General features: G+C 73.9%; 12 protein-coding genes and 1 pseudogene. 7 read left to right on the top strand and 6 right to left on the bottom strand.

Annotated elements, in window-relative coordinates; translation table 11 throughout:
• The first annotated feature begins 372 nt into the window (after positions 1-372).
• Complete coding sequence (locus K7787_RS03250) at positions 373-1,134, top strand: lysophospholipid acyltransferase family protein (protein WP_009187667.1); 762 nt, start codon at positions 373-375, stop codon at positions 1,132-1,134.
• A gap of 28 nt (positions 1,135-1,162) precedes the next feature.
• Here the strand turns inward: K7787_RS03250 and K7787_RS03245 are convergent, their stop codons facing one another.
• From K7787_RS03245 to argH, 4 genes are all read right to left on the bottom strand, one after another.
• The gene (locus tag K7787_RS03245; protein ID WP_223000417.1) at positions 1,163-2,674 is read right to left on the bottom strand and encodes an MFS transporter; all 1,512 of its coding nucleotides are present in this window, start codon (positions 2,672-2,674) and stop codon (positions 1,163-1,165) included.
• Positions 2,671-3,222 carry a TetR/AcrR family transcriptional regulator gene (locus tag K7787_RS03240; RefSeq protein ID WP_223000416.1) on the bottom strand — a complete coding sequence of 184 codons (552 nt, stop codon included), beginning with the start codon at positions 3,220-3,222 and terminating at the stop codon, positions 2,671-2,673. Before K7787_RS03240 ends, K7787_RS03245 begins: the two co-directional genes overlap by 4 nt.
• A 127-nt stretch (positions 3,223-3,349) precedes the next feature.
• Positions 3,350-4,321, bottom strand: coding sequence for an aldo/keto reductase (locus tag K7787_RS03235; RefSeq protein ID WP_223000415.1), 972 nt, complete (start codon positions 4,319-4,321; stop codon positions 3,350-3,352).
• Between the two features lie 90 nt (positions 4,322-4,411).
• Complete coding sequence (argH, locus tag K7787_RS03230; protein WP_223000414.1) at positions 4,412-5,839, bottom strand: argininosuccinate lyase; 1,428 nt, start codon at positions 5,837-5,839, stop codon at positions 4,412-4,414.
• Positions 5,840-6,089: 250 nt separating this feature from the next.
• Here argH and K7787_RS03225 point away from each other — a divergent pair, with 250 nt between their 5' ends.
• The gene (locus K7787_RS03225) at positions 6,090-6,677 is read left to right on the top strand and encodes a pyridoxamine 5'-phosphate oxidase family protein (RefSeq protein WP_009187672.1); all 588 of its coding nucleotides are present in this window, start codon (positions 6,090-6,092) and stop codon (positions 6,675-6,677) included.
• Positions 6,678-6,689: 12 nt separating this feature from the next.
• On the opposite strand, the gene K7787_RS03220 is transcribed toward K7787_RS03225, so the two are convergent.
• Both K7787_RS03220 and K7787_RS03215 read right to left on the bottom strand, forming a co-directional pair.
• A complete protein-coding gene (locus K7787_RS03220) occupies positions 6,690-8,216 on the bottom strand; it encodes a sensor histidine kinase (protein ID WP_308036279.1) in 1,527 nt (508 codons plus the stop codon).
• Entirely contained in the window at positions 8,213-8,962 is a 750-nt protein-coding gene (locus K7787_RS03215; protein ID WP_282107226.1) for a response regulator transcription factor, read from the bottom strand. Before K7787_RS03215 ends, K7787_RS03220 begins: the two co-directional genes overlap by 4 nt.
• Before the next feature lie 153 nt (positions 8,963-9,115).
• On the opposite strand from K7787_RS03215, the gene K7787_RS03210 reads away from it, so the two are divergent.
• From K7787_RS03210 to K7787_RS03190, 5 genes and pseudogenes are all read left to right on the top strand, one after another.
• On the top strand, positions 9,116-10,468 hold the full coding sequence (locus K7787_RS03210) for a ferredoxin reductase family protein (protein ID WP_223000413.1): 1,353 nt from the start codon (positions 9,116-9,118) through the stop codon (positions 10,466-10,468).
• A gap of 97 nt (positions 10,469-10,565) precedes the next feature.
• On the top strand, positions 10,566-11,042 hold the full coding sequence (locus K7787_RS03205) for an FMN-binding protein (protein WP_223000412.1): 477 nt from the start codon (positions 10,566-10,568) through the stop codon (positions 11,040-11,042).
• Positions 11,043-11,101: 59 nt separating this feature from the next.
• Complete coding sequence (locus tag K7787_RS03200; RefSeq protein WP_164387808.1) at positions 11,102-12,484, top strand: ferredoxin reductase family protein; 1,383 nt, start codon at positions 11,102-11,104, stop codon at positions 12,482-12,484.
• Between the two features lie 29 nt (positions 12,485-12,513).
• Positions 12,514-12,963: pseudogene (locus K7787_RS03195) on the top strand (FMN-binding protein); the annotation flags it as partial.
• Positions 12,964-13,030: 67 nt separating this feature from the next.
• Positions 13,031-13,768 carry an FAD:protein FMN transferase gene (locus K7787_RS03190; RefSeq protein ID WP_223000426.1) on the top strand — a complete coding sequence of 246 codons (738 nt, stop codon included), beginning with the start codon at positions 13,031-13,033 and terminating at the stop codon, positions 13,766-13,768.
• Positions 13,769-14,005 lie beyond the last annotated feature (237 nt).

The following is a 14,005-nucleotide window of genomic DNA, read 5'->3' as shown; positions in this document are numbered from 1 at the left end:
CGCCCCGCTCGTCCGGCTGCAGCGTTCCCATGACCGCCTCCTGCTCTCTCGTCGTCGGTGAGCGGATCGTAGGTGCGTGCGCGTGACGGCCGGGAGACCGCGTGCCGAACACGCGGGTGACGCTGGATGTCGTACGGGAGCGGTGGGGTGACGGGCCGTCGGCATGACCCTCCGTGTGCGGGGAAGTCGGATCGCGTGGCCGCCGCGGCGCCGGTGCGCGCCCGCCACGGCCCCTGCCGGCCGGCGGCGCCCGTGCCGCTCCGGGGGCGGAGTGCGATCCGCGTCACGTCGCGGCGCGCCGGTCACCGGGGTGCGCCGAAGCCCTGGCGCAGGTAAACGTATGTCAACGGTACGTAAGAGGTGGTGAGCCCGATGTGCAATCGGGTCCGGGCCCCGAGTATCGTCCTCACCTGCACAGACTCATACAGATCCTCAGACAATCCCTTGACACCGGAGGGCCCGTTGTCCCGCTTCGCGCTCATCAAGGCAGTGCTCGGTCCGATCATGCGCCTGATGTTCCGCCCACAGGTGGAGGGCGCGGAGCACATTCCCGGCGACGGTCCGGTCATCCTCGCGGGCAACCACCTCACCTTCATCGACTCGATGATCCTGCCGCTGGTCTGCGACCGGCAGGTCTTCTTCATCGGCAAGGACGAGTACGTCACCGGCAAGGGCTTCAAGGGCCGGCTGATGGCGTGGTTCTTCACCGGCGTCGGCATGATCCCCGTGGACCGCGACGGCGGCCGGGGCGGTGTCGCGGCGCTGATGACCGGCCGCCGCATCCTGGAGGAGAACAAGATCTTCGGGATCTACCCCGAGGGCACCCGCTCCCCCGACGGCCGCCTCTACCGGGGCCGCACCGGGATCGCCCGGCTCACGCTGATGACCGGCGCGCCGGTCGTGCCGTTCGCGATGATCGGCACGGACAAGCTGCAGCCGGGCGGCGCGGGGCTGCCGCGGCCCGGCAAGGTGACGGTGCGGTTCGGCGAGCCGATGGAGTTCTCCCGGTACGAGGGGATGGACCGGGACCGGTATGTGCTGCGGGCGGTGACGGACTCCGTGATGGCGGAGGTCATGCACCTGTCCGGGCAGGAGTACGTGGACATGTACGCCACGAAGGCGAAGGCCGCGTAAGCCTTTTCGCCTCCGTGGCGGGAAGAGCTCAGAGCCTCTGGCCCTTCAGCAGGACCCAGGCCGCCGCCGAGGCCGCCAGGAGGACCGCCGCTCCCGCGCCCGAGGCCAGGTGGAGGCCGTGGACGAAGGCGTCCTGGGCCGCGGTGAGCATCGTCTCGGCCGTACGGGGCGGGAGGCTCTGCGCCGCCTGGACCGCGCCGCCGAGTGACTCGTGGGCCTGCGGCGGGGTGCCGGCCGGGCCGGTGAAGCCGCGGTAGGCGGCGGTCACGATGGAGCCGAGCAGGGCGATGCCGAGGGCCGCGCCGAGTTCGTACGCCGTCTCGGAGACCGCGGAGGCCGCGCCCGCCTGTTCCTTGGGGACCCCGGCGAGGATCACGTCGGCGGTCACCGTGAAGGAGAAGCCGGCGCCCACGCCGACCACCAGCAGGGCCGTGCCCAGCAGGGGATAGCCGGTCGAGGCGCTGAGCGTGGTCAGCGCGGCCAGCGCGACGCCCACGGCGGCGAGTCCGCCGGAGACCACGGCCCGTACCGAGAAGCGGCGGGCCGCGCGGCCGGCCACGAGACCGGCCGCGACCGCGCCGACGGCGGCGGGCAGTTCGGCCAGGCCCGCCTCGAACGGGCGCCTGCCCTGCACCAGTTGCAGGAACTGGGAGAGGAAGAACACCAGCCCCGACATGCCGAGGACGGTCAGCAGATCGGCGAGGACCGCGCCGCTGAAGCCCCGGTTGCGGAACAGCCGTACGTCCAGCAGCGGCGCGGGCAGGGTCAGCTGGCGGTGGACGAACCAGTACAGCGCGGCGGCGCCCAGCAGCCCGGCGCCGAGGACGGCTCCGGTGACGCCGTGCGCGGCGGCCTCCTTGATCGCGTACACGACGCCGATGACGCCGACCAGCGACAGCAGCACGCTGGTCAGGTCCCAGGGGCCCGGGTCCGGGTTGCGGGACTCGGGCAGCAGCCGGACGCCGACCAGGAGGAGGACCGCCATCACGGGCAGGTTGATGAGGAAGACCGAGCCCCACCAGAAGTGCTCCAGCAGGAACCCGCCGGCGATCGGGCCGACCGCCATGCCGGCGGAGGCGGTCGCGCCCCAGATGCCGACGGCGAGGCTGCGCTCGCGCGGGTCGTGGAAGAGGTTGCGGATCAGGGCCAGGGTGGCGGGCATCAGGGTCGCGCCGGCCACGCCGAGCAGCGCCCGGGCCGCGATCATCATCTCCGGCGTGGTCGCGTAGGCGTTGAGCACGGACAGCGCGCCGAACGCGGCGGAGCCGACGAGCAGGATGCGCTTGCGGCCGATCCGGTCGCCGAGGCTGCCCATGGAGACGAGCAGTCCGGCGATGACGAACGAGTAGACGTCGCCTATCCACAGCAGCTGGGTGCCGGAGGGTTTGAGGTCCTCGCTGATGTAGGGGGTCGCGAGACCGAGGACGGTCGCGTCGACGGCCACCAGCAGCACGGCGAGGACGAGGACGGCGAGCGCGAGCCAGCGGCCCGGGCGCTTCTCCGTCTCCGCCGCGTACGCCGGCCGCAGGGTGCTGGTCATGGTTCCTCTCTCCGTAGTGCGCCGCCGAGCAGCAGCTCGACGATCATGTAGGTGAAGTCCTTGGGGGCCACCCGGCCCTCGCCCACCGCCCAGGCGCCGGAGGCCATCAGGCCGTACAGCGCCTCGGTGAGCCAGGCCGGGCTGAGGTCGATGCGGAACTCCCCGCTGCGCTGGCCGCGCCGGAACAGGGCCTCGATCCGTTCGTCGATCCGCGTCCAGCCCTGGTTCTGCTCCTCGCCCTCGAACAGCTGGTTCTCGGTGTAGAGGAAGGCCAGCAGGCCGGCCGCGGGCTCGATCTCGCGGATCAGCCGGTGCACGGCGTCGCGGGCCGGGCCCTCGTCCGGCCGGGCGGCGTCCAGCGCGGCCTCGCACTCCGCGATGCCGAGCGCCTCCAGCGCCCGTACGAGCGCGTCCCGCCCGGCGAACTGCCGGTGCAGCGTGGCGCGGCTGATGCCGGCCGCCCTGGCGACCTCGTCCATCGTCGCGGTGGACTTGCGGGTCAGCAGGGCCGCGGCGGTGCGCAGCACGTGGTCACGATCGACAGCCATGAGACAACAGTAACCCATGTGAGACATCAATGTCTCATGCAGGGCATGAACGTCTCATGCGGAGCTGTCCACGGGCGCAATGGGTGAGCCGCTGAGTGCGGGCGGGACGCGTGAGGGGCGGAGTGCGTCAGTGCCAGGGGAGCCGGCCGCGGTGCTCCCAGTAGGCGTGCGGTTCCTCGGCCAGGGCGTCGAGGCGGGCCGCCTGGTCGTCGTCCAGGTCGACGGCGGCGGCGTGCAGGTTGGAGGCGAGCTGGTCGACGGTGGCCGCGCCGGACAGGACGACATCCGCCCAGGGGCGGCGCAGGATCAGGGCGAGGGCGACCGCGTCGCAGCCGAGCCCGGTCTCCCGGGCGACGGCCCGCAGCACCTCGGGCGCCTTCGGCCCGGCCAGCCGCCCGTTCGCCATGCCCTCCTTGACGATCACGGCGAGTCCGGCGTCGTGCGCCTCGGCGAGGGCCCCTCCCGCGGAGGTCTCCAGGGCGTTGTACGTCGACTGGACCGTACGGAACAGGGGCTCGCCGTCCACGGTCACGGCGAGGGCGGCCCGGACGGCGTCGGCCTGGGCGGGGCCGCTGGTGGAGAAGCCGATGGTGACGCCCCGCGCGGCGGCCTCGGCGAGCCGGGCGTGCAGCTCCTTGTCGGCGAGGGCGGGGCTGTCCGGGGTGACCGAGTGGATCTGGTAGAGGTCGAGCCGGTCGCCGAGCAGCGCGGCGGTCTCGGCGCGCTGCCGTTCGTAGGTGGCGAGGCCGTGGTCCTTGACCTCGTGCCGCTCGGCGTCGGTGCGCCAGTCGGCGGTGTAGGTGTAGCCCCACTTGCTGCCGATCACCACGTCGTCGGCCTCGGGCCGGGCGCGCAGCCAGTCGGCGAGGAACTCCTCGGAGCGGCCGTAGGAGCGGGCTGCGTCGAGGTAGCGCACGCCCTGGGCGTAGGCGGCGTCCAGCAGTTCGTGCGTACGGGCGCGCAGGGCGTCCACGGAGCGGTCGGCGGGCAGGTCGCGGTCCCGGCCGAGGTTGATGTAGCCGGGACGTCCGACGGCCGCGAGTCCGAGACCGAGGCGGCGGGTGGGGGTGGTGACGTGGGCCAGCCTGGCGAAGGGCATCGCGGGCTCCGTTCGGTCGGTTCCGTGCGGCTGCCGACCAACGTAACCCGCGACGCCCTGCCGGACGGGAGTCCCCTCCCGCCGGTACGGCTACTTCTTGGCGTTTGCCCACGCGTGCTGGGCCGCCACGTCCGCCTTCACCTCGGCGAGCTGGACGGCGACCGCGCTGGGGGCGGTGCCGCCGCGTCCGCTGCGGGAGGCGAGAGCGCCGGGGACGTTGAGGACGGTGCGCACCTCGGGGGTGAGGTGGGCGGAGATCTTGGCGAACTGCTCGTCGGTCAGCTCGTCCAGCTCCTTGCCGTCGGCCTCGGCGGCCTTCACGCACTCGCCGGCGACCTCGTGCGCGACGCGGAACGGCACACCCTGTTTCACCAGCCACTCGGCGATGTCGGTGGCGAGCGAGAAGCCGGCCGGGGCCAGCTCCTCCAGGCGCTCGCGGTGCACGGTGAGGGTGGCGATCATGCCGGTGAAGGCGGGGAGCAGGACCTCCAGCTGGTCGCAGGAGTCGAAGACGGGCTCCTTGTCCTCCTGCAGGTCGCGGTTGTAGGCGAGCGGGAGCGCCTTGAGGGTGGCGAGCAGGCCGGTGAGGTTGCCGATCAGGCGGCCGGACTTGCCGCGGGCCAGCTCGGCGATGTCCGGGTTCTTCTTCTGCGGCATGATCGACGAGCCAGTGGAGAAGGCGTCGTGCAGGGTCACGAAGGAGAACTCCTTCGTGTTCCAGATGATGATCTCCTCGGCGATCCGGGAGAGGTTCACGCCGATCATCGCGGTGATGAAGGCGAACTCGGCGACGAAGTCGCGCGAGGCGGTGCCGTCGATGGAGTTGCCGACGCTGCCGTGCTCGAAGCCGAGGTCGCGGGCGACCGCCTCCGGGTCGAGGCCGAGGGAGGAACCGGCCAGCGCGCCCGAGCCGTACGGCGACACGGCGGTGCGCTCGTCCCACTGGCGCAGCCGCTCGGCGTCCCGCGACAGGGACTGCACGTGGGCGAGGACGTGGTGGGCGAAGAGGACGGGCTGGGCGTGCTGGAGGTGGGTGCGGCCGGGCATCGCCACGTCCGGGTGGGCCTCGGCGAGACCGATCAGCGCGTCCTGGAGGTCGGCGATCAGGCCGCCGATGATCCGGGCGTGGTCGCGCAGGTACATGCGGAAGAGGGTGGCGACCTGGTCGTTGCGGGACCGGCCGGCGCGCAGCTTGCCGCCGAGGTCGGCGCCGAGGCGTTCCAGCAGGCCGCGCTCCAGGGCGGTGTGGACGTCCTCGTCGGCGATGGTGCCGGTGAAGGAGCCGTCGGCGACGTCCGCCTCCAGCTTGTCCAGCCCGGCGATCATACGGGTCAGCTCGTCCTCGGTGAGCAGGCCCGCCTGGTGCAGCACGCGCGCGTGGGCGCGGGAGCCGGCGATGTCGTAGGGCGCGAGCCGCCAGTCGAAGTGGACGGACGCGGACAGCTTCGCCAGGGCCTCGGCGGGACCGTCGGCGAAACGGCCGCCCCAGAGCCGTACGTCACCGCTGTTGCTGCTCACTTGCGTTGCTCCTCGGAGAGTTGTCTCTGTGCGCGCCTCGGTGCGAGCGGCCGCTCCCGGCCGTCGCGGGCGAGGAGGCGGCCGGCAGGCCGGTATGTGCGGAGGCGACCCCGCGTCATGCATGAGTATGCAGTGCTCTGCATGATTCGTCAATCGAGTAGAGCTGTGCCCCGTACGGGATGTGCCCGGCAGGCGAGACGGCGAGCAATTCCTCAGACAGCCGAAAGAACTCCCGGGATAATGGTCGGACATGGGAAAGACCTATGAGCGCATCGACGGCAGGCTGCGTACGTTCATCGAGGAACAGCCCCTCTTCTTCACCGCGACCGCCCCGCTGTCCGGCGACGGCACGGTCAACCTCTCCCCCAAGGGCCTCAAGGGCTCCTTCGCGGTGCTCGACGACCTGACGGTGGCCTATCTGGACTTCGCCGGATCGAACGCCGAGACCATCGCGCACCTGCGGGAGAACGGCCGGATCACCCTCATGTGGTGCGCCTTCCAGGGCCCGCCCAATATCGTGCGCGTCCACGGCCGGGGCGAGCCGGTCTTCCGCGACGACCCCCGCTTCACGGACCTCGTGGCGCGCTTCCCCGGCATCGACCCCACCGCGCACGGACTGCGCGCCGTCATCGTCGTGCGCGCCGAGCTGATCCGCGACACCTGCGGCTACGCGGTGCCCTTCATGTCCTACGAGCAGGACCGCGACCTGCACGGCCGCCGCTTCGCCCGCGAGGACGACGCCTCGCTGAGCGACTACTTCACCAAGAAGGACCACGTGGCCCACAGCCTCGACGGCCTCCCGGGCCTGCCGCTCCCGCTGCCGCCGTCGCCGGTGTGAGGCGGGCGGTCGCTACGTCTCGGCGTCCGCGCCCTCGGGCGGCAGCCTGACCGTGAACGTCGTCGCGCCCGGGCGGCTGTCCAGGGTCACGCTTCCGCCGTGGGCCCGTACGACCGCCGCCACGATCGACAGACCCAGGCCCGCGCCGCCGCCGGAGGAGTCGGTACGGCGGCGGTCGGCGCGCGTGAAGCGCTCGAAGACGCCCGGCCGGATCTCCTCGGGGACGCCGGGACCGTCGTCGTGGACCCGCAGCACGGTGGTCGCGCCGCCCGCGTCCGGGAGCGCGGCCAGGGACACCGTCACCTCGGTGCCCGCCGGGGTGTGCAGACGGGCGTTGGCCAGCAGGTTGGCCAGCACCTGCTGCAGCCGGTGGGCGTCGCCGGTCACCGTGACGGGCTCCTCGGGCAGCTCCATCGTCCAGTGGTGCCCGGGACCGGCGGCGCGGGCGTCCGTCACCGCGTCCAGGACGAGGCGGGTGAGGTCCACGGGGCGGCGCTCCAGCGGGCGGCCCGCGTCCAGCCGGGCCAGGAGCAGCATCTCGTCCACCATCTCGCCCATCCGGGCGGACTCGGCCGCGATGCGTTCCAGGGCCCGCGCCACCTCGGGCGGCACCGGTCCCGGATGCAGCAGGGCCAGCTCCGCGTGGCCGCGCACCGAGGCGACCGGGGTGCGCAGCTCGTGACTGGCGTCGGCGGCGAAGCTGCGCAGCCGTTCCTCGCTGGCGTGCCGCTTGGTCAGCGCGTCCTCGACATGGTGGAGCATCCGGTCGAAGGCGGCGGCGACCCGGCCCACCTCCCCGCGCGGGTCGGCCCCGCCCGTCCTCGGCGGCAGCGCGACCTCGCCGCTGGCCAGCGGCAGCTCGCTGACCCTGGTGGCGGTCGCGGCGACGCGGCTCAGCGGGCGCAGCGACCAGCGCACCCACAGCGCCCCGGTGACCCCGGCGGTGAGCAGCGCGAGGCCGAAGACGCCGCCTGCGACGAGTTCCAGCCGGTGGACCGTGGCCCGGACGGGCTCCGTCGGCAGCCCGGTGACCAGGACGTCGCCGTCCCGGCCCGGCCATGCTGCCAGCCGGTAGCCGCCCAGTTCCGACAGGCGCACCGTGTGCCCGGCGCCGTCCGCCGGGAGCGCGGCCAGGGCGGCGCGGTCGGCGGCGGTGAGGGTGACGGCGAAGCCGGGATGGGCGTCGGAGGGCACCACCGCCGCGTTGGTGATCCGGCCCGCCACCAGGCGGGCGCCGAACGTGGCCGCGGCCTGGCGGCGGGTGTCGCCGTGCTCGTCGCCGTCGTGGTCGGACGGCTTCGTGTTCCGCCCGCCGCCGGCTGTGCCGTGTTCGAGGCTCTGGGGGAATCCGGTGCCCGTCTGCTGCAACTGCTGGTCGAGCCGGCCGGTGAGGAAGCCGTTCAGCTCGACGACCGCGGCCACCCCGACGGCCGCGCAGCTCAGCGCGAGCAGCACCACCAGACCGAGGGTGAGCCGGGCCCGCAGGGTGCGCGGCAGCGGCAGCCGCCCGCTCCACCGCGCCCGGCATCGCCCGCTCACGGCAGCGCCGGCTTCAGCACGTATCCGGCGCCGCGCACCGTGTGGATCATGGGCTCTCGGCCGGCGTCCACCTTCTTGCGCAGGTAGGAGATGTACAGCTCGACCACATGGGCGCGGCCGCCGAAGTCGTAGGACCAGACGCGGTCCAGGATCTGCGTCTTGCTGAGCACCCGGCGCGGGTTGCGCATCAGGAAGCGCAGCAGCTCGTACTCGGTCGGCGACAGCTCGATCAGTTCTCCGGCCCGGGTGACCTCGCGGGCGTCCTCGTCCATGACCAGGTCGCCCACGGTCAGCCGCGGGCCGTCGGCCGGCTGCCGGGCCATCCCGGCGCGGCGCAGCAGCCCGCGCAGCCGGGCGATCACCTCCTCCAGGCTGAACGGCTTGGTCACGTAGTCGTCGCCGCCCGCGGTGATCCCAGCGATGCGGTCCTCCACCGCGTCCCGTGCGGTCAGCAGGAGCACGCAGACGTCGGGCCGCATCTCGTGCAGCCGCCGCAGCACGGTGAGGCCGTCGGTGTCCGGGAGCATCACGTCGAGGACGACGGCGTCGGGCCGCAGCGCGCGGGCCTCGGCGACGGCGGAGGCGCCGTCCTCGGCGGTGCGGACCTCCCAGCCCTGGTAGCGCAGGGCGCCGGAGAGGACCTCGGCGAGGTCGGGGTCGTCGTCGACGACGAGGACGCGCACGGGCGTCCCGTCGGGGCGGGTCAGGGCGGGCGGCCCCGGCTGGGGCGGGCGGAAGGTGTGCATGGCCCTTCCAGCATCGCCGGTCGCCGGCCGGTGCGGAGGCGGGGGGTGCTCTGAGTTCGCTGTGAGTGCGCCGCGCGGCCACCGGTTTCAGAGCGCTCTCAGAGGTTCGGCCCGCACAGTGGCGTCCTGGACCGGCGAGAGGACGGGGACGACATGACCACGGTGTACCAGCGGCGGGCGGCGCCGCCGACAGCCCCGGCACCCCGGCGCTCCCCCGCGGACGCGGTGCTCGCCGTGCTGTGGGGCGGCGCGGCGGCGGTGGTCGCGCTGTGGTGGAACGGCACGGCCGCGGTGGTCGGCGCGGCGGGCTGGCTGACCGGCGCCGGGCGGATCGCGGGGCTGCTGTGCGGCTACGCCTGCGCGGTGCTCGTCGCCCTGATGGCCCGGGCGCCGCTGCTGGAGCGGCGGATCGGCTCGGACCGGGTGGCCCGCTGGCACGCGCGGGCCGGCCGGTACACGGTGTGCCTCCTCGTCGCGCACATCGTGCTGATCCTGGCGGGGTACGCGGCGCAGGACCGGGCCTCGCTCGTGCACGAGACGGTCACGGTGGTCCTGGACTACCCGGACATGCTCAAGGCCACCGCGGGCACGGTGATCCTGTTCGCGGTCGGCGTCACCTCGGCGCGCGCGGTGCGCCGCCGCACCGGGTACGAGTTCTGGTACGGCGTGCACCTGCTCACCTACGCCGCCGTCTTCCTCGCCTTCTTCCACCAGCTCACGCTGGGCGACCAGTTCAACGGCCGGCCCGTGGCCACGGCCGCCTGGTACGCGCTGTACCTGGGCGTCGCCGCGCTGGTGCTGTGGTACCGCGTCCTCGTCCCGGTGCGGCTGAACCGGCGGCACCGGATGCGGGTCGAGTCGGTGCACGAGGAGGCGCCCGGGGTGTACTCGGTCGTCGTGCGCGGCCACCGGCTGGACGAACTCGGCGCGCTGCCGGGGCAGTTCTTCCGCTGGCGGTTCCTGACGCCGGGCCTGCGCGGGACGTCGACGCCGTACTCCCTGTCGGCGCCGCCGCGGCCGGACCTGCTGCGCATCACGGTCAAGGCGCTCGGCGGCCACAGCGCGGCCGTGGCGCTGCTGCGGCCGGGCACCCGGGTCTGGGCGGAGGGCCCGTACGGCGCGATGACCGCCGAGCGGGGCGCCTCGCACCGGTCGCTGCTCATCGGCGCCGGGGTCGGCATCACTCCGCTGCGGGCGCTGTTCGAGACGCTGCCCGGTGAGGTCACGCTGCTGTACCGGGCGCGCTCGGCGCGGGACCTGGCGCTGGGCGGCGAGCTGGAGGCGGTCGCCCGATGGCGCGGGGCGCGGGTGCTGTACCTGCTCAACGGCCCGCGCGGCGAACGCCCCGCGCTCACCGTCGAGTGGCTGCGCGCGCAGGTCGCCGACCTCGCCGGGCACGACGTGTACCTGTGCGGGCCGCACTCCTTCGCCCAGGAGCTGTACGGGGTGCTGCGCGCCGCCGGAATCCCGGACCGCCGCATCCACCACGAATCGTTCGAACTGTGAGAGCCGTGAGCGCGCGGGGCGCCGCGGAAGCCGTAGGAGCCGTGACAGCCGTGAGCATCGTGAGAACCGAGCCCGTCCGAGGAGTCGTGAGGCCGTCGTGCACGCGTTGAGGAAGAACCGTCCGCTGCGCCGGATCGTGCTGGCGAGCGCCGCCACCGTCTCCGGGCTGGTGATGCTGCTGGCGCTGAAGCCGCACACCCCGCCGCAGATCGCCGCGGCGCCCGCGCCGGCCGCGTCCGCCGGCGCGAGCGCCCCGGGCGGCGCCGCGGGATCCGGCGGCACGACCGGTTCCGCCGGCACGAAGACCGTCACCGGCGAGAGCGCGCAGACCCGCTGGGGACCGGTCCAGGTGCGGATCACGCTCGAAGGCGGCCGGATCACCGACGTGACCGCGGTGGTCTACCCCACCGAGAACCCCCGCGACCAGGAGATCAACAGCTACGCGATACCCGAGTTGAGGAGGGAGGCGCTGGCCGCGCAGAGCGCGGACATCGACTCGGTGTCCGGGGCCACGTACACCAGTGACGGCTACCGTCGCTCGCTGCAGTCCGCGCTGGACTCGGCGACGGGCTGAACACTCGCCGCGCGCGCCGCGTATCTGTGGGTCGACGGTCGAAACGCCACGGAGGAACCGTGACCACCACGCTCGCAGGAGGACGTGCCGCGCGGCGGCAGACGATGCGCCGCATCCGGCCCCGCCGCTCCCCAGCCGCCCTGCTGCTGGTCGCCGTCGGGGCGGGGGCGGCGGGGGTCGTGTGGCTGTGGTGGACGAACACCCCGTCCGTCGCCGGGAACGGCGGCCGGATCCTCAACGCGGGCCGGATCACCGGGCTGCTCGCCGGGTATCTGATGGCGCTGGTCGTGCTGCAGATGGCGCGGGTGCCGGCGCTGGAGCGGCGGGTCGGCTCGGACCGGGTGGCCCGCTGGCACGCCATGAGCGGGCGGTACACGCTGTGCCTGGTCCTCGCGCACGTGTTCCTCACCATGTGGGGCTACGCGGTGCAGGCGGGGCGGTCGCTCGGCGACGTCGTCGGGCAGACCGTCCAGTCCGTGGAGCAGCTGCCGGACCTGGGCAAGGCGGCGATCGGCACGGGCCTGTTCGTGCTCATCGGACTGACCTCGATCGGCGCGGTGCGCCGCCGGCTGCCGTACGACACCTGGTACCACGTCCATCTGCTCACCTACGCCGCGGTGTTCCTGACGTTCTGGCACCAGATCACCACCGGCAACGACTTCGCCGTCCAGCCGGCCGCGAAGACCGTCTGGTACGGCCTGTACGGCGCGGTGACCGCGCTCGTGGTGTGGTACCGGATCCTCACCCCGGTCCGGCTGAACCTCAAGCACCGGATGCGGGTGGAGGCGGTGATCGAGGAGACGCCGGGGATCGTGTCGGTGCTGATCGGCGGCCGCAAGCTGCACCGGATGGGCGCGGAGGCGGGACAGTTCTTCCGCTGGCGGTTCCTGGCCCCGGGCATGCGGTTCAGTTCGCACCCGTACTCGCTGTCGGCGGCGCCCCGGCCGGGGCTGCTGCGGATCACCGTCAAGGCGATCGGCGACCACAGCGCGCGGCTGCGCGAACTGGAGCCGGGCACCCGGGTGTGGGCGGAGGGGCCGTACGGGGCGCTGACCGCCGCCCGGCGCAGCCGGGGCAAGGTGCTGCTGGTGGCGGGCGGGGTCGGCATCACGCCGATGCGGGCGCTGTTCGAGACGCTGCCCGGCGCGGCCGGGGACATCACCCTGCTCTACCGGGCCAACAGCACCCAGGACCTGGCGCTGTGGGGCGAGCTGGCGAAGATCGCCGACGAGCGCGGCGCGCGGCTGATGTACGCGGTCAACAGCCCGGACGGCGAACGGCCGGACATCTCCGCGGAGTCGCTGCGGCGGAAGATCGCCGACATCGACCGCCACGACGTGTTCCTGTGCGGGCCGCCCGGTTTCGCGCGGTCGGTGTACGAGGCGCTGCGCGGCGCGGGGGTGCCCGCCCGCCGTATCCATCACGAGTCGTTCGAGATGTGAGCGACGGGACGTCAGGAGACGAGGAAGCGATGAGGAAGAGCCACCCCGTCCGGCGGGCGGTGCTCGCGGGTGCGGCCACCGTGTCCGGCATCGTGCTGCTGCTGTCGCTGAAGCCGGCCGCCGATCCGGCCGCGGCCTCGGCGGCCGGCACGGCGCCGCGGGCGCCCTCGGCCGGGCAGGAGTCGCCGCAGGGCGGCAGCGGGGCCCTGCCGGGCGGTACGACGACCGTGACCGGCGACGCGGCCCCGACGCAGTACGGCGACGTGCAGGTCCGGTTGACCGTCAGCGGCGGGAAGGTCGTCAAGGCCGAGGCGGTGCGGGCGCCCAAGGGCGGCCTCAGCGACCAGAAGACCGCCATGGCCGTACCCAGACTCAACCAGGAAGCCGTCGCCGCACAGAGCGCCGACATCGACGCCGTGTCCGGAGCCACCTACACCAGCGGCGGCTACCGCACGTCGCTGCAGTCGGCGCTCGACCAGGCCGGCGGCTGACGCCGTGACCGGGCAGGCCGAGGCGCCCACCGGGCTGCGGCACGCGGAGGAGGTCATGGGGACGGTGTTCTCCTTCGACGTGCGCGGCGGGGAGCCCGAGGCGGTGCGGGCCGCGCTGCGGGAGGCGGTGGCCGGTCTGCACCGGGTGGACGAGGTGTTCAGCACCTACCGGGCCGACAGCGAGGTCTCGCGGCTGGCCCGCGGTGAGCTGACCGTGGCGCAGTGCGATCCGCAGGTCGCCGAGGTGCTGGCGCTGGGGGCCGAGGCCGAGCGGATGAGCGACGGCTGGTTCAGCCTGCGCTACCAGGGCCGGCTGGACCCGACCGGGGTCGTCAAGGGGTGGGCGGCCGAGCGGGCGGCGCGGCTCGTGGCGGCGGCGGGCGCGAGCGGGGTCAGCGTGAACGGCGGCGGGGACGTGCAGGTCCTGGGCTCGCCCGGGGCGGACCGGCCGTGGCGGGTGGGGGTGTCGGACCCGCTCAGGCCGGGCGGGCTGGCCGCGGTGGTGTCGGCGGCGGGGGCGCCGGAGCTGGCGGTCGCCACCTCGGGGACGGCGGAGCGGGGGGACCATATCGTGGACCCGCGCACCGGGCGGGCGGCGGTGACGGATCTGGTCTCGGTGACGGTGGTCGCACCGCGGCTGGTGTGGGCGGACTGCTGGGCGACGGCGGCGTTCGCGATGGGGGCGCGGGAGGGGCTCGCCTGGCTGGAGTCGCTGCCGGGGGTGGAGGCGCTGCTGATCACCGCGGGGGATGAGGTGCGGTGCACGGGTGGGCTGGGAGCGCGGCTGGGGTGAGGTACGCCTGCGGCGGCGCGGTGCGGTGCGGTTCATCGGCGCCCGGCGGTGCGGCCGGGCGGGGGTGGGGAGCGCTCACCCCCGCTTGGGGGGCCGCTGCGCCCACCCGTGCCGCCTGGGGGCACCTCCCAGGCCCTTGAGGCACTGGGGGAGGCACGACTGCCCGCAGCTACGTGGGGCGCCTGTGCACGGGGCCGGCGGCCACTCCCAGGGGCGCGGGGAACTGCGCGAGCGGCC

The sequence above is a fragment of the Streptomyces sennicomposti genome (assembly GCF_019890635.1).
GTDB classification, from domain to species: Bacteria; Actinomycetota; Actinomycetes; order Streptomycetales; family Streptomycetaceae; genus Streptomyces; species Streptomyces sennicomposti.
The sequence above is the reverse complement of the archived record's forward strand: the minus strand, read 5'-3'. Positions and strand labels throughout refer to the sequence as shown.